The following is a 13,981-nucleotide window of genomic DNA, read 5'->3' on the forward strand; positions in this document are numbered from 1 at the left end:
CCAGGCCTGCGGCCAATTCACCCCCGAGGTATTTGAGGGCAAGGAGAAAGACATCGGGCCTTGTGGCCCGGGGCCTCTTCAGCGCGCGGCGGCGGAACGGTCGCGGCGGCCGAGCCGGTCGAGCAGGGTTTCCGAGGCCGCGTTCATGCCGGTGACCTCGACCTCGGCGCCGGCGCGGCGGAACTTCGTCACGGCGAGCTCGAGCGCCTGCACCGCGGAGATGTCCCAGACATGGGCGCGGCTGACATCGAGGATCACCGTCGGCGCCGTCTCGCGGAAATCGAGGGCGGCGAGGAAGGCCTCGACCGAGCCGTAGAAAAGCTGTCCTTCGACCACATAGGTCCGGACCCGGCCGTCGGCGGCGAGGGCGGAGGTGACCTTGAAGAACCGCGCGATCTTTGCCGCGAAGAAGATGCCCGAGAGCAGCACGCCCACCAGCACGCCGATGGCGAGGTTGTGGGTCCACACGACGATCGCCACGGTGGCGAGCATCACCGCCGAGGAGGAACGCGGGTGGCTGCGCAGGTCGCGGATCGAGGACCAGGAGAAGGTGCCCACCGACACCATCACCATGATCGCCACCAGTGCCGGCATCGGGATGCGGGCGACCCAGTCGCCAAGGAAGACGACGAGGATCAGCAGCACCAGCCCCGCGGTGAAGGTCGACAGCCGCCCGCGCCCGCCCGATCTGACGTTGATCATGCTCTGCCCGATCATCGCGCAGCCCGCCATGCCGCCGATGAAGCCGGTCACGGCATTGGCGACGCCCTGTCCGATGCACTCCTGATCGCGGCTGGTGGTGGTGTCGGTCAGGTCGTCGACGAGGGTCTGCGTCATCAGGCTTTCGAGCAGCCCGACCACCGCGATCGCCAGCGCATAGGGCAGGATGATCTGCAGCGTCTCGAGGGTCAGCGGCACCTGCGGCAGGGCGACGAGCGGCAGGGTGTCGGGCAGCGCGCCCATGTCGCCCACGGTCCGCACCTGCCAGCCGAAGGCGATGCTGGCCACGGTGAGCACGACGATCGCGACGAGCGGCGAGGGCACGGCCTTCGTCAGTCGCGGAAAGAGGTAGATGATCGCAAGCGCGGCCGCGACCAGCACATAGGTCAGGGGCGGCACCCGTGCGGGGTCAAGCTCGGGCAGCTGCGCCATGAAGATCAGGATGGCGAGGGCATTGACGAAGCCCGTCATCACCGAGCGCGAGACATGGCGCATCACGAAGCCGAGCTTGAGCAGGCCCAGCCCGATCTGGATCACCCCGGTCAGCACCGTCGCGGCAAGGAGGTATTGCAGCCCGTGCTCGCGCACCAGAGACGCCATCAGCACCGCCGTTGCGGCCGTTGCGGCCGAGATCATCCCGGGTCGGCCGCCGACGAAGGCGATCAGCACCGCGATCGAGAAGCTCGCGTACAGCCCGACCTTCGGGTCCACCCCGGCGATGATCGAGAAGGCGATCGCCTCGGGGATCAGGGCAAGCGCGACGACGAGGCCCGAAAGCAGGTCATTGCGGATATTGCCGAACCATTCGGTCCGGTAGTGTTCGAGTGAAAACATGAGGTCTTTCCCGACCGGGCAAGGTTCGTGCCGGTCTGCGCGGTCTGGTTCGTTCGGGTTGTCCGGCGGATCGGCGGCCGGAAGAGCCAGCCGGGGATCGCACCCGGCTCCATGTTCGCTGCAGGAGCGCATAGCGGAAAAGACCGGACAGGCCAAGGCCGGCGCCGCGCGGCGGGGGCGGCCGCCGTTGCCGGACTGGCAAAGCTGCCCTAATCTGCCCGAAAGCCAACCGGAGTCCCGCCATGCCCGCCCCTGCCCCCCTGCGCCTGACTGCGACATCGCCACCGGTCCGCGCGGTGCCGGCCTTGGCCTGTCCGGCGGCCGCAAGATGAGCGGGACCGTGCCCGGGCCGGATGGCCGGCCGCGCTGTGGCTGGTGCGCCGCGGCCCCCGAATTCATCGCCTATCACGACCGCGACTGGGGCATGCCGGTCACCGATGACATCCGCCTGTTCGAGAAGCTCTGCCTCGAAAGCTTCCAGTCCGGCCTGAGCTGGCGCACGATCCTGAACAAGCGCGAGAATTTCCGCGCGGCCTTTGCCGGGTTCGACTTCCGCGCCGTCGCGCGCTTTGACGAGACGGATGTGGCGCGGCTGCTCGCGGATGCGGGCATCGTGCGCCATCGCGGCAAGATCGAGGCGGTGATCCACAATGCCCGCTGCGCCTGCGAGCTGGTCGCGGCCGAGGGCTCGCTTGCCGCGTTCATCTGGCGGTTCGAGCCGCAGGAGGATGCCCCGCCGCAGACGCGCTCGACCTCCCCCGCCTCCGAGGCACTGTCGAAGGCCCTGCGCAAGCGCGGCTGGAAGTTCGTCGGGCCGACGACGGTCTATGCCTTCATGCAGGCGATGGGGCTGATCAACGACCATGCCGACGGCTGCGTGATGCGCGCAGAGGCCGCGCGGGCGCGTGCCGCTCTCGATCGTCCGCCGGCGCGGTGACCGGGGGCGCCGGGCCCGCGGAGGGCGGCGGTGATTGCGCCCCGCCCCGCCTGCCCTTATCCTGAGCGGATGACAGCACAGGCCGCCTCCTTGCGATCCGACCTTGCCGCGCGAGTCCTTCGCGCGGGGCTCGGCGTCATCTTGCTGTTCGTGCTGTGCCTCGGGCCGGGGGCGGCGCGGCTTGCGCCTTCCGAAAGCCCGTTCTTCGCCGCGAAGGCCGCGCAATATGTGGCCCTGCCCGGCGAGCTGCGCTTCACCCGCCCGGGCAAGGCGCCGCTGCCCGAACCCCCCGCCGCGCCCACGGGGCTGCCGCCCGCGGCGGCGGCGGTGCCGGCTGTCTCCTCGTGGCGCCTTGCGGCGTGGAGCGGCGACACGTTCGGCGTGCTGCCGGCGCTGCCGCCGGTGCGCCCCGCCTCGCAGGCGCCGCCGCTGACGGCCTGAACCGATCCCGCGAAATCCGCCGCCCGGCCCGGTCACACCGATCCGGGTGGCCTGCGCGTCTGCGACTTCGGTCCCGGGCGCAAGGTTCATGCAGTCACGGAAATCCTCATGACTTTTCACATCGGCCGCTCCGGCCATACCCCGCCCCGCCGTGCGAGGCTGCCGCGATGACCCAGACGCTCTGCCCTGCCTGCGGGCAGCCCATTCCCGATGGCCAGATGAGCTGCGCCTGCGGCGCCCCGACACCGCGGATCTATCCGTCGCAGGGCCGCACGGTGCTGCTCAGCTGGATCGCCACTGTGGGTGGCATGGCGGGCCTGCTCTGGCTCGCCGCGACCTACCTGCGCTAGCGGCCTGACCATGGCGCCGACCGGGATTGCGCCCGGTCGGCGCCGCTATGACGCGAACCGGTCACGGGTGCGGTTGGCAAAGGCGACGAGCGACAGCATCACCGGCACCTCGACCAGAACGCCCACCACGGTGGCAAGCGCCGCGCCGGAATTGAGGCCGAAGAGGCCGATCGCCACCGCCACCGCAAGCTCGAAGAAGTTGGAGGTGCCGATCAGCGCGCAGGGGGCGGCCACCTTGTGCGGCAGGCGCCACGCCCAGGCCCAGGCATAGCCGAGGGCGAAGATGCCGTAGGACTGGAGCAGGATCGGCACGGCGATCAGCGCGATCAGCAGCGGCTGCGCAAGGATCACCTGCCCCTGGAAGCCGAACAGCAACACCACGGTCAGCAGCAGCCCCACGGCCGAGGCCGGCTTGATCCGCGCGGTGAACTCCCGGACGGCCGCCTCGCCGCCCCGGGCCAGAAGCGTCTGCCGTGTCGCCGCCCCGGCGATCAGCGGGATGACGATGTAGAGAATGACCGACAGGATCAGCGTCGCCCAGGGCACGTTGACCTCGGTCACCCCCAGCAGGAAGGCGACGATCGGCGCGAAGGCGACCACCATCACCAGATCGTTCACCGACACCTGCACGAGGGTGTAGTTCGGATCGCCCCGGGTCAGCTGCGACCAGACGAAGACCATTGCCGTGCAGGGCGCCGCGCCCAGCAGGATCAGCCCCGCGATGTAGTCCGACGCCTTCGCCGGATCGATCAGCCCGACGTAGAGATGATGGAAGAACAGCACGCCCAGAGCGGCCATGGTGAAGGGCTTGATCAGCCAGTTCACCACCAGCGTGATGATCAGTCCCTTCGGCTTGCGCCCGACGTCCCTGAGCGATCCGAAGTCGATCGCGATCATCATCGGATAGACCATCGCCCAGATCAGCACCGCGACGACCAGGTTGACCGAGGCATATTCGAGACCGGCGAGCGCGCCGAAGACCCCGGGCAGCAGATTGCCCAGCACCAAGCCGGAGAGGATGCACAGCGCCACCCAGAGGGTCAGCCAGCGTTCGAAGAGGCTCATTTCATTTCCTTTTCCACGGCGAGGCGGCAGGCCGCGATCCGGGATGACCTTCGGCCGGGGGCGACTCGGACGGTCGATCCCCGCAGGCGGTCTTAGCACAGCCGGCCCCCGCCTGCGCCATGCGGATCGCAAGACGGCTGCCGCGTCCTGCGGGCGCCCCGCGGCCGGAACGGGGGCGGGTCACCGTCGCGGTCCCGGGCGAATCGAAAGCGGTTGTCGACATCGGCGATGACGATGATGGAACGGAACAAGACCGACGCAGGATCGTCGGACGTGCATGCGGGAACGGCCCGCGGCCGACAGGCGCGACGGCACGGAATGGAACGATTTAACTGTGGGATTTCAACTGGTGCCCGAGGCGAGACTCGAACTCGCACGCCTTGCGGCGGAGGATTTTGAATCCCCTGCGTCTACCATTCCGCCACTCGGGCCAGTTCCTGCCCGTGTAGCGGGCGGCCGGGCGGCTGGCAAGGGGCTTGCCGCGCCCGTCCGCCCGGTTCAGGGCTCGGCCACCGAGAAGGTGTCGCAATGCGAGATGTTGCCGCTTTCATAGCCGGTCTCGAACCAGCGCTGGCGCTGTTCGGAGGTGCCGTGGGTGAAGCTGTCGGGCATCGGCCGGCGGCCGGCGTTGCGCTGAAGCGTGTCGTCGCCGATCCGCTCGGCGGCGTTCATCGCCTCGGCGATGTCGCCGCGCTCGATCGAGCCGAACTGCTCCTCGGCGTGGAAGGCCCAGATGCCGGCCAGACAATCGGCCTGCAGCTCGGTGCGCACCGAAAGCGCATTGCTCTCGGCCTCGCCCGCCTTCGCGCGCAGCGCATTCACCTTTGACAGCACGCCCAGCTCGTCCTGCACATGGTGGCCGATCTCGTGCGCCACCACATAGGCCGCGGCGAAATCGCCCGAGGCGCCAAGGTCGCGCGACAGCGTGGTGAAGAAAGCGGTGTCGAGGTAGACCTTCTTGTCGCTCGGGCAATAGAACGGCCCGGTCGCCCCCGAGGCCGTGCCGCAGGGCGATTGCGTCACCTCGCTGTAGAGCACCAGCGTCGCCGGGTGATAGGTGCGGCCCAGCTCGTCGGTGAAGATCTTCGCCCAGACCTCCTCGGTATCGGCAAGCGTCACCGAGACGAAATCCCCCATCTGCTGGTCTTCCTCGCTGAGCGTGCCCGAGGTCTGCACCGACGGCCCCTGCCCGCCCTGATCGAGCAAGGGCGTCAGGTCGACGCCGAAATACCAGCCGACGAGGACGACCGCGAGCACACCGAGCCCGCCCACCCCGCGCAGCCCCACCGGGCTGCCCGAGGCGCCGCGCCGATCCTCGATGTAGCGGCTGCCGCGCCGTCCCTGCCACTTCATTGCACGCCCTCCACTGGTCACAAGGGCGAGATTAGCGGGTCGGGTTCCCCCGGCACAACGCAAATCCACGCGCGAAAGCTTGACCTTGCGCCGCAGAGCGGCGAGAGATCGGGAAACGGCAAACGAGGCTCAGATGATCCGACGGCTTTATGACTGGACGATGGGCCTTGCCGGGCATCCGCGCGCGATGTGGGCGCTGGCAGCCGTGGCCTTCGTCGAAAGCTCGGTGTTTCCGATCCCGCCCGACGTGCTGATGATCCCGATGGTGCTCGCCGCGCGCGAGAAGGCGTGGAAGATCGCCTTCGTCGCGACGCTTGCCTCGGTGCTCGGCGGCTGTCTCGGCTATGCGATCGGCTATGGCTTCATGGATGCGATCGGCAAGCCGATCCTCGAGTTCTACGGCAAGGCCGACAAGTTCGACGAGCTCGCCCTGCGCTTTAACACCTATGGCGGTTGGGCGGTGCTGGTCGCCGGCGTCACCCCCTTCCCCTACAAGGTGATCACCATCTTCTCGGGCGCGACGCAGCTCTCCCTGCCGCTGTTCCTCGCGGTCTCGGTCGTCGCCCGGGCGCTGCGCTTCTTCGTCGTCGCCGGGCTGCTGTGGCGCTTCGGCTCCCCGATCCGCGATTTCATCGAGCGCTGGCTCGGCCCGCTCTTCACCGCCTTCGTCGTGCTGCTGATAGGCGGTTTCTACGCCCTGAGGTATCTGTGATGCTGGATCTTCTCACCCCCCGCCGCCTCGTCGGCCTCGCCGCCTTCGGCTCTGCCGCGGTGCTGGGCGGCGCGCTGATCTTTCAGGCGATCGGCTACGCCCCTTGCGAGCTCTGCATCGAGCAGCGCTGGCCGCATCTCTTCGCGGCCCTTCTCGGCGCGGCGATGCTGCTGTTCCGCCTGCCGATGGGGCTGTCGCTTCTGGGCGCGCTTGCCGCGCTCACCACCTCGGTGATCGGCTTCTACCATTCGGGGGTCGAACGGCACATCTTCGCCGGCCCCGACGCATGCACCTCGAACCCGGTGGGCGGCATGTCGGCGCAGGACCTTCTGGCGCAGATCCAGGCGGCGCCGCTGGTGCGCTGCGACGAGATCAGCTGGGAGATCTTCGGCATCACCATGGCGAACCTGAACGCGGTCGGCTCGCTCGTCTTCGCCGGGATCTGGGTCTGGGCCTTCCTCAAGGCCCGCGCCACCGCCTGAGCCGCGCCGGTTTCCATCCGGGCGTGTCCTTGGGCTTTTTCATGGCAAAAATACTCGAATCCGCCGCCCGCGGCTTGTCCCGACGCTTCGAGATTGCACCCAAACCGTTGGATCGGCTATAAGACCGCCAACAAGATCTAGAAGAAGAAGACGCGCGTGACCGATACTCCCGAAACGCCGGAAACTCTCGACGACGGCCCGAAGCGGCCTCTTTACGACGGCCCTACCGTCTCGATCGCCGAGGAGATGAAGACCGCCTATCTCGATTACGCGATGAGCGTGATCGTGTCCCGCGCGATCCCCGATCTGCGCGACGGTCTGAAGCCGGTGCACCGGCGCATCCTCTATGCGATGCACGAGACCGGCAACACCTCGGACAAGCCCTATCGCAAATCGGCCCGTCCGGTCGGCGACGTCATGGGTAAGTATCACCCCCATGGCGACGCGGCGATCTATGACGCGCTGGTGCGCATGGCGCAGGACTTCTCGATGTCGCTGCCGCTGCTCGACGGTCAGGGCAACTTCGGCTCGATGGACGGCGACAGCGCCGCGGCGATGCGTTACACCGAAGTGCGCATGGACAAGCCCTCGGCCTTCATGCTTGCCGATATCGAGAAGGACACCGTCGACTTCCAGGACAACTACGACGGCAAGGACAAGGAACCGACCGTCCTTCCGGCACGCTTCCCGAACATGCTGGTCAACGGCGCGGGCGGCATCGCGGTCGGCATGGCGACGAACATCCCGCCGCACAACCTGGGCGAAGTGATCGATGCGACGCTCGCGCTGATCGAGACCCCCGACATGTCGACCGAGGCGCTGATGCAGATCGTGCCCGGCCCCGACTTCCCGACGGGGGCGCAGATCATGGGCCGCGGCGGCATCCGCAAGGCCTATCTCGAGGGCCGCGGCTCGGTCATCATCCGCGCCAAGACCCGGATCGAGGAGATCCGCAAGGACCGCCACGCGATCATCGTCGACGACATTCCCTATCAGGTGAACAAGGCCGCGATGATCGAGAAGATCGCCGAGCTCGTCCGCGACAAGCGGCTCGAGGGGATCTCGAACATCGCCGACGAATCCGACCGGGTCGGTGTGCGCGTGGTGATCGAGCTGAAGCGCGACGCGACGCCCGATGTGGTGCTGAACCAGCTCTACCGCTTCACGCCGCTGCAGACCTCCTTCGGCTGCAACATGCTGGCGCTGAACGGCGGCAAGCCCGAACAGCTGACGCTGCGCGATTTCCTCACCCATTTCATCACCTTCCGCGAGGAAGTGGTGGCGCGGCGCACGGCCTGGGAGCTGCGCAAGGCGCGCGAGCGCAGCCACATCCTGTGCGGCCTGGCCGTTGCCGTCTCGAACGTTGACGAGGTCGTCGCGACGATCCGCGCCTCGGCCGATGCCGCCGAGGCCCGCGAGAAGCTGATGACCCGGCGCTGGCCGGCGCATGAGATCGCCGGATACATCCGGCTGATCGACGATCCGCTCCATGAGATGAACGAGGACGGCACCTACAACCTCTCCGAGGTCCAGGCCCGCGCCATTCTCGACCTGCGCCTGCAGCGCCTGACCCAGCTCGGCGTCAAGGAAGTCACCGACGAGCTCGCCGATCTCGCGGCAAAGATCCGCGACTATCTCGAGATCCTCGGCTCGCGCGAGCGGATCATGAGCATCATCTCGGCCGAGCTGCGCGAGGTGAAGGAGCAGTTCGCCGTGCCGCGCCGCACCGAGATCATCGACTGGGCGGGCGACCTCGATGACGAGGACCTGATCGAGCGCGAGGACATGGTCGTGACGATCACCTCGGGCGGCTACATCAAGCGCACGCCGCTGGTCGAGTTCCGCGCGCAGCGCCGCGGTGGCAAGGGGCTCGCCTCGATGGCGACGAAGGAAGACGACGTCGTCACCACCCTCTTCGTCGCCAACACCCATACGCAATTGCTGTTCTTCACCACCGACGGCATGGTCTACAGCCTGAAGTGCTGGCGCCTGCCGCTGGCGGGCCGCACCTCGAAGGGCAAGGCGATCGTCAACATCCTGCCGATCCCGCAGGGCGTCTCGATCGCCGCGCTGATGCCGGTCGACGCGCCCGAGGAGGAATGGGACGACTATCAGGTCTTCTTCGCGACCTCGGATGGCGATGTGCGCCGCAACGCGCTGAGCGACTTCGCCAAGGTGATGCGCAACGGCAAGCGCGCGATGGAACTGCCCGAGGGCGTGACCCTCGTCGACACCCGCATGTGCTCGGAAGATGACGACATCATGCTCGTCACTGCCTCGGGTCGCGCGATCCGCTTCCCGGTGACCGAGGTGCGCGTCTTCAAGGGCCGCTCCTCCACCGGCGTGCGCGGCGTGCGTCTGGCCGAGGGCGACAAGGTCGTCTCGATGTCGGTGATCCACCACTTCGAGGCCGAGCCCTGGGAACGGGCCGCCTTCCTCAAGCGCTTCCGTGCCGAGATGGGCGCAGAGGCCGGCGAGGAAGAGGCGGTCGAGGTCGAGGCCGAGGAAGAAACCGTCGAGGCGGGCGAAGGCATGCTGTCCGACGAGCGCTATGCCGAGATGCGCGCGGCGCAGAACCTGATCCTGACGATCACCGTCAAGGGCGCCGGCAAGATCTCGTCGAGCCACGATTATCCCGTGCGCGGCCGTGGCGGCCAGGGCGTGGGCGCCTTCAAGATGAGCGACCGGACCGGCGACCTTGTCGCCTCCTTCCCGGTCGAAGCGAATGACCAGGTGATGCTGGCCACCTCGACCGGGCAGTCGATCCGCTGCCCGGTGGCGGGGATCTCGTTCCGGTCCCGTTCCGCGGGCGGTGTGCGGGTGTTCAACACGGGGGCCGACGAGGAAGTCGTCTCGGTCGCCCGCATCGCCGATCAGGGCGATGACGACAGTGAAGCATGACCCCCTGAAGGGGGCTATTGATGAGGTGCATGATGCAGAAAAAACTTCTTCTCGCGCTTTGCGCAGCCGGGCTGCTGCCGCAGACCGGCATGGCCGAGGTGACCGGTGCCGAAGTCGGGTTCCACTATTCGACCTTCGCCGATGCCGACGCCAATGACCTGAACAAGGCCACGCTCGGTGGCGCGCTCGAATACGCCTTCGCGCCGCAGTTCACCGCGCAGGCCGACCTGTCGCAGCGCTACTACGGGCTGACCAACTGGGATGGCACCACCTTCACCCTGCACGGCAGCTATCGCCCGACCGATGCGATGGCCGCCGGTGCCTTCGTCGGCCACGACTGGCTCGACAAGCAGGACGTGATCTACTACGGCCTCGAATTCGCCAACAAGGTCAACCAGATCTCCTATGAGGCGGCGTTCACCCACTTCGACAGCCTCGGCAAGAACGCCAACGGCATCACCCTGCGCGGCGGCTATGAAGTGACCCAGCAGCTCGGCCTCGGCGGCCGGTTCGACATCGTCCACGGCCAGGGCGATAACAACTACCGCATCAGCGGCACCGCCGATTACCAGATCACCCCCGGCTTCATGGCCACGGGTGAACTCGGCTTCTACGACGGCGACGGCATGCCGGCCGAAAGCTTCATCGGCGTCGGCGTGAAAGCCACCTTCGGCAACAACAACGGCGTGACCTTCGGTGGCCGTGGCCTGCAGGACTTCCTGCCCGGGCTCTGAGCCCCTGCACCTTGACGCCCCTCCGGGGGCGTCTGCGGCGCCCTCCCCGCGAGGGCGCTTTCCTTTTTCCGCAAGCCACCGTAAACGGACCCCATGAGCGAGACACTTCACATCATCGGCGGCGGCATGGCCGGATCGGAAGCCGCCTGGCAGGCCGCGCAGGCGGGCGTCCCCGTCGTGCTGCACGAGATGCGGCCCAAGGTCGCCACCTTCGCGCATCAGAGCGGCGATTTCGCCGAAATGGTCTGTTCGAACTCGTTCCGCTCGGATGATGACGAGCGCAACGCCGTGGGCCTGCTGCATTGGGAAATGCGCGCCGCGGGCGGGCTGATCATGACCACCGCCGACCGCCATTCCCTGCCCGCCGGCGGCGCCCTGGCCGTCGACCGCGAGGCGTTTTCGCAGGCGGTGACGGCGGCGCTGCGGTCGCACCCGCTGATCTCCTTCGCCGAGGATGAAGTCACCGAGCTGCCCGCCTCGGGCCACTGGATCGTCGCCACCGGGCCGCTGACCTCGGGCGCGCTCGCCGAAAGCATCCGCACCACCACCGGGGCCGAGAGCCTGGCTTTCTTCGACGCGATCGCGCCGATCGTCTATGCCGAGACCATCGACATGGACATCGCTTGGCGGCAAAGCCGCTATGACAAGGGCGAGACCGAGGAAGAGCGCACCGCCTATATCAACTGCCCGATGACCAAGGCGGAATACGAGGCCTTCATCGACGCGCTGCTCGCCGCCGAGAAGACCGAGTTCCACGAAGGCGAGACGGCGGGGTACTTCGACGGCTGCCTGCCGATCGAGGTGATGGCCGAGCGCGGCCGCGAGACGCTGCGCCACGGGCCGATGAAGCCCGTCGGCCTGACCAACGCGCACAAGCCCGAGGAAAAGGCCTATGCCGTGGTGCAGCTGCGCCGCGACAATGCGCTCGGCACGCTCTACAACATCGTCGGCTTCCAGACGAAGATGAAGTACGGCGCGCAAACCTCTGTATTCAAGATGATTCCGGGGCTGCAGAACGCCAGTTTCGCGCGCCTTGGCGGGATTCATCGCAACACTTTCATCAACTCGCCGACGTTGCTTGACGACCAGATGCGGCTGAAGCTGCGGCCGAACCTGCGTTTTGCCGGGCAGATCACCGGCGTCGAGGGCTATGTCGAAAGCGCGGCGATGGGGCTTCTGGCCGGCCGCATGGCCGCGGCCGAGATCAAGGGCGGCTGCCTGCCGCCGCCCGCGCCCGAAACCGCCATGGGCAGTCTGGTGAACCACATCACCGGCGGCGCCGAGGCGAAAAGCTTCCAGCCGATGAACGTGAACTTCGGCCTCTTCCCGCCGCTCGAGGAAGCCCGCGGCGGCCGCAAGGGCCGCAAGGACCGCTACAAGGGCTATACCGACCGGGCGAAAGAGCTGTTCACGCATTGGCTTGCGGCGCAGGGCTGAGATGATCACCCGGTTCGCGCCCTCGCCGACCGGGCCGCTGCATCTGGGCCATGCCTATAGCGCGATCCTTGCCCATGACATGGCGCGCGCCGCCGGCGGGAAGTTCCTGCTGCGGATCGAGGACATCGACCGGCAGCGTTCCAAGCCCGAATGGGAGGCGCAGATCCTGGACGATCTGCGCTGGCTCGGGCTGAGCTGGGACGGGCCGGTGATGCGCCAGTCAGAGCGCCTGAAGGTCTATCGCGACTGCCTTGAAAAGCTGTGGAATTCCGGATTCCTCTTCGCCTGTTCCTGCAGCCGGCGCGACATCGAGGCCGCGGCCTCGGCGCCGCAGGAAGGCGTGCCGCTCGGCCCCGACGGGATCGTCTATCCGGGCACCTGCCGGCTGACGGGCGCGCCGAAGCCCGGCGAACCGCTGCCCGACGCGGCGCTGCGGCTCTATATGGATCGCGCCGCAACCGCCTGTTCCTTCACCGAAATCGGCGAGAAATACCGCGGCATCCATGCGATCACGCCCGAGCGGATGATCCGCGAGGTGGGCGACGTGGTGCTGGCGCGGCGCGACATGGGCACCTCGTATCACCTGTCGGTGGTGCTCGACGACGCGGCGCAGGGCGTCACCCTCGTGACCCGCGGCGAAGACCTGTTCGAGGCGACGGCGATCCATGTCACGCTTCAGAAACTGCTTGAGCTTCCGGTGCCAACCTATTGTCATCACAAGCTGGTCCGCGACGAGAATGGCAAGCGTCTGGCGAAGCGTGACGATGCCCGGGCCCTGGCGAAATACCGGGCCGAGGGGGCGACCCCGGCCGATATCCGCCGCCTGGTCGGGCTGTAGCCTTACGCCATCGGCTTCAGGATCTCGACCTCGTCGCCCTGGCGCAGCGCGGTGTAGAAGCACGAGCGGCGGTTGGTGTGACAGGCCGGGCCGGTCTGGTCGACCAGCAGCAGCAGGCAATCGCGGTCGCAGTCGATGCGCAGCTCGACCAGCCGCTGCACATGGCCCGAGCTTTCGCCCTTCGCCCAGAACCCCTGGCGCGAGCGCGACCAATAGGTCACCTGCCCGGTCTCGAGCGTGCGCCCGAGGCTTTCGGCGTTCATCCAGGCCATCATCAGCACATCCCCGGTCGCCGCGTCCTGCGCGATTGCCGGGATCAGGCCGTTGGCGTCGTATTTCAGCGTGGCGGTGTCGAAACTCATCGGGCTTTCCTTGCGCGTTGTGGCGTCCTATCTAACCTGCGCAACCCCGGGGGAAAAGCCATGAGCGACGCCGATCTGTTCAAGCTCTATTCGCAGCGCATTCTGGCGCTGGCGGCCGACATCCCCTTTACCGAGCCGCTCGCCACCCCGGATGCCAGCGCCCGCAAGCGCGCGCCGCTCTGCGGCTCGACCGTGGCCGTTTCGCTGACGCTGAAGGACGGGCGGATCACCGGCTACAGCCAGCAGGTGCATGCCTGCGCGCTTGGTCAGGCCTCGGCCGCGATCTTCGGCGCGGCGGTGATCGGGCGCACGCGTGACGAGGTGGCGGCATTGCGCGATGCGCTGGCGGCGATGCTGACGGGCGGGCCGGTGCCGGCCGCGCCCTTCGGCGAATACGAAGTGCTGCAGGCCGCGCGCGACTATCCGAACCGCCACGCCTCGATCCTGCTCGCCCCCGAGGCGACGCTCGAGGCGCTTGACGCGGCGGCGAAGGCCGCCTGATCCCCTTTCCCAGTCGAGATAAAAAAACGCCGCCATCCGAAGATGACGGCGCAGGAGCGCTTTCGGGGGGCGGAACCCCTCTTTGGACAGGCGGCCGCACATCGGGGACAGAGGCGGCAGCGAAAGCGCGAGGCAGTGAACAGGGCCGGGCTCAGAACAGCCCGGGCAGATAGAGAACCGCGACAAAAGTCACGCAGAGCGAAAGGGCGCCCAGGGCGTCGTGCAGCAGAGTGTTCGGCAGACGGCCGAGGGTGGCATTCAGATCCTTGCGCATTCCGTACTCCTTTCGTTCCAGTTGCTATTTTGTTCTCATA

General features: G+C 67.6%; 15 protein-coding genes, 1 tRNA gene and 1 other annotated feature. Of the genes, 10 read left to right on the forward strand and 6 right to left on the reverse strand.

What is annotated here, in order from left to right; genetic code table 11:
• Window positions 1-78 precede the first annotated feature (78 nt).
• Window positions 79-1,554, reverse strand: a complete 1,476-nt coding sequence (locus tag AC0QTQ_RS09870; RefSeq protein WP_480256424.1) for a SulP family inorganic anion transporter — start codon at window positions 1,552-1,554, stop codon at window positions 79-81.
• Between the two features lie 56 nt (window positions 1,555-1,610).
• Window positions 1,611-1,668: a sequence feature (sul1 is cis-regulatory element that is thought to sense ions involved in sulfur or methionine metabolism; They are found in Alphaproteobacteria), on the reverse strand.
• Window positions 1,669-1,882: 214 nt separating this feature from the next.
• On the opposite strand from AC0QTQ_RS09870, the gene AC0QTQ_RS09875 reads away from it, so the two are divergent.
• The 3 genes from AC0QTQ_RS09875 (at window position 1,883) to AC0QTQ_RS09885 (ending at window position 3,282) form a co-directional block, all read left to right on the forward strand.
• Window positions 1,883-2,491 carry a DNA-3-methyladenine glycosylase I gene (locus tag AC0QTQ_RS09875; RefSeq protein ID WP_480256425.1) on the forward strand — a complete coding sequence of 203 codons (609 nt, stop codon included), beginning with the start codon at window positions 1,883-1,885 and terminating at the stop codon, window positions 2,489-2,491.
• A 69-nt stretch (window positions 2,492-2,560) separates the two neighbouring features.
• Window positions 2,561-2,932, forward strand: coding sequence for a hypothetical protein (locus tag AC0QTQ_RS09880; protein WP_480256426.1), 372 nt, complete (start codon window positions 2,561-2,563; stop codon window positions 2,930-2,932).
• Window positions 2,933-3,099: 167 nt separating this feature from the next.
• Complete coding sequence (locus AC0QTQ_RS09885) at window positions 3,100-3,282, forward strand: hypothetical protein (protein WP_480256427.1); 183 nt, start codon at window positions 3,100-3,102, stop codon at window positions 3,280-3,282.
• Between the two features lie 45 nt (window positions 3,283-3,327).
• On the opposite strand, the gene arsB is transcribed toward AC0QTQ_RS09885, so the two are convergent.
• From arsB to ypfJ, 3 genes are all read right to left on the reverse strand, one after another.
• Window positions 3,328-4,347, reverse strand: a complete 1,020-nt coding sequence (gene arsB, locus AC0QTQ_RS09890; protein WP_480256428.1) for an ACR3 family arsenite efflux transporter — start codon at window positions 4,345-4,347, stop codon at window positions 3,328-3,330.
• Window positions 4,348-4,694: 347 nt separating this feature from the next.
• Window positions 4,695-4,778, reverse strand: a tRNA-Leu gene (locus AC0QTQ_RS09895).
• A 67-nt stretch (window positions 4,779-4,845) separates the two neighbouring features.
• On the reverse strand, window positions 4,846-5,700 hold the full coding sequence (gene ypfJ / locus AC0QTQ_RS09900; protein WP_480256429.1) for a KPN_02809 family neutral zinc metallopeptidase: 855 nt from the start codon (window positions 5,698-5,700) through the stop codon (window positions 4,846-4,848).
• Between the two features lie 133 nt (window positions 5,701-5,833).
• Between ypfJ and AC0QTQ_RS09905 the strand changes: the two genes are divergently transcribed.
• From AC0QTQ_RS09905 to gluQRS, 6 genes are all read left to right on the forward strand, one after another.
• Window positions 5,834-6,412, forward strand: a complete 579-nt coding sequence (locus AC0QTQ_RS09905; protein WP_480256430.1) for a YqaA family protein — start codon at window positions 5,834-5,836, stop codon at window positions 6,410-6,412.
• A complete protein-coding gene (locus AC0QTQ_RS09910) occupies window positions 6,412-6,894 on the forward strand; it encodes a disulfide bond formation protein B (RefSeq protein ID WP_480256431.1) in 483 nt (160 codons plus the stop codon). The genes AC0QTQ_RS09905 and AC0QTQ_RS09910 overlap by 1 nt, the downstream gene beginning before the upstream one ends.
• A 156-nt stretch (window positions 6,895-7,050) precedes the next feature.
• On the forward strand, window positions 7,051-9,795 hold the full coding sequence (gyrA, locus tag AC0QTQ_RS09915; protein WP_480256432.1) for a DNA gyrase subunit A: 2,745 nt from the start codon (window positions 7,051-7,053) through the stop codon (window positions 9,793-9,795).
• A gap of 32 nt (window positions 9,796-9,827) precedes the next feature.
• Window positions 9,828-10,529, forward strand: coding sequence for a hypothetical protein (locus tag AC0QTQ_RS09920; protein WP_480256433.1), 702 nt, complete (start codon window positions 9,828-9,830; stop codon window positions 10,527-10,529).
• 93 nt (window positions 10,530-10,622) lie between these two features.
• Window positions 10,623-11,966: a methylenetetrahydrofolate--tRNA-(uracil(54)-C(5))-methyltransferase (FADH(2)-oxidizing) TrmFO gene (trmFO, locus tag AC0QTQ_RS09925; protein WP_480256434.1), complete on the forward strand. Its 1,344-nt coding sequence runs from the start codon at window positions 10,623-10,625 to the stop codon at window positions 11,964-11,966.
• 1 nt (window position 11,967) lies between these two features.
• The gene (gene gluQRS / locus AC0QTQ_RS09930; RefSeq protein WP_480256435.1) at window positions 11,968-12,804 is read left to right on the forward strand and encodes a tRNA glutamyl-Q(34) synthetase GluQRS; all 837 of its coding nucleotides are present in this window, start codon (window positions 11,968-11,970) and stop codon (window positions 12,802-12,804) included.
• A 2-nt stretch (window positions 12,805-12,806) separates the two neighbouring features.
• Here the strand turns inward: gluQRS and hisI are convergent, their stop codons facing one another.
• The gene (hisI, locus tag AC0QTQ_RS09935; RefSeq protein WP_480256436.1) at window positions 12,807-13,166 is read right to left on the reverse strand and encodes a phosphoribosyl-AMP cyclohydrolase; all 360 of its coding nucleotides are present in this window, start codon (window positions 13,164-13,166) and stop codon (window positions 12,807-12,809) included.
• A gap of 60 nt (window positions 13,167-13,226) precedes the next feature.
• Here hisI and AC0QTQ_RS09940 point away from each other — a divergent pair, with 60 nt between their 5' ends.
• Complete coding sequence (locus tag AC0QTQ_RS09940; RefSeq protein WP_121532432.1) at window positions 13,227-13,667, forward strand: iron-sulfur cluster assembly scaffold protein; 441 nt, start codon at window positions 13,227-13,229, stop codon at window positions 13,665-13,667.
• Window positions 13,668-13,818: 151 nt separating this feature from the next.
• Here AC0QTQ_RS09940 and AC0QTQ_RS09945 read toward each other — a convergent pair whose 3' ends face one another.
• Window positions 13,819-13,941 carry a hypothetical protein gene (locus tag AC0QTQ_RS09945; RefSeq protein ID WP_281272457.1) on the reverse strand — a complete coding sequence of 41 codons (123 nt, stop codon included), beginning with the start codon at window positions 13,939-13,941 and terminating at the stop codon, window positions 13,819-13,821.
• Window positions 13,942-13,981 lie beyond the last annotated feature (40 nt).

It is taken from the genome of Paenirhodobacter sp. YD-8 (assembly GCF_056590935.1).

Excerpts from the sequence above, each read along its gene's own strand:
- AC0QTQ_RS09885 (WP_480256427.1), top strand. The coding sequence starts at position 3,100 with ATGACCCAGACGCTCTGCCCTGCCTGCGGGCAGCCCATTCCCGATGGC.
- arsB (WP_480256428.1), bottom strand. The coding sequence starts at position 4,347 with ATGAGCCTCTTCGAACGCTGGCTGACCCTCTGGGTGGCGCTGTGCATC.
- AC0QTQ_RS09880 (WP_480256426.1), top strand. The coding sequence starts at position 2,561 with ATGACAGCACAGGCCGCCTCCTTGCGATCCGACCTTGCCGCGCGAGTC.
- AC0QTQ_RS09945 (WP_281272457.1), bottom strand. The coding sequence starts at position 13,941 with ATGCGCAAGGATCTGAATGCCACCCTCGGCCGTCTGCCGAACACTCTG.
- ypfJ (WP_480256429.1), bottom strand. The coding sequence starts at position 5,700 with ATGAAGTGGCAGGGACGGCGCGGCAGCCGCTACATCGAGGATCGGCGC.
- gluQRS (WP_480256435.1), top strand. The coding sequence starts at position 11,968 with ATGATCACCCGGTTCGCGCCCTCGCCGACCGGGCCGCTGCATCTGGGC.
- AC0QTQ_RS09870 (WP_480256424.1), bottom strand. The coding sequence starts at position 1,554 with ATGTTTTCACTCGAACACTACCGGACCGAATGGTTCGGCAATATCCGC.
- hisI (WP_480256436.1), bottom strand. The coding sequence starts at position 13,166 with ATGAGTTTCGACACCGCCACGCTGAAATACGACGCCAACGGCCTGATC.
- AC0QTQ_RS09940 (WP_121532432.1), top strand. The coding sequence starts at position 13,227 with ATGAGCGACGCCGATCTGTTCAAGCTCTATTCGCAGCGCATTCTGGCG.
- AC0QTQ_RS09920 (WP_480256433.1), top strand. The coding sequence starts at position 9,828 with ATGCAGAAAAAACTTCTTCTCGCGCTTTGCGCAGCCGGGCTGCTGCCG.
- trmFO (WP_480256434.1), top strand. The coding sequence starts at position 10,623 with ATGAGCGAGACACTTCACATCATCGGCGGCGGCATGGCCGGATCGGAA.
- AC0QTQ_RS09910 (WP_480256431.1), top strand. The coding sequence starts at position 6,412 with ATGCTGGATCTTCTCACCCCCCGCCGCCTCGTCGGCCTCGCCGCCTTC.
- AC0QTQ_RS09905 (WP_480256430.1), top strand. The coding sequence starts at position 5,834 with ATGATCCGACGGCTTTATGACTGGACGATGGGCCTTGCCGGGCATCCG.
- AC0QTQ_RS09875 (WP_480256425.1), top strand. The coding sequence starts at position 1,883 with ATGAGCGGGACCGTGCCCGGGCCGGATGGCCGGCCGCGCTGTGGCTGG.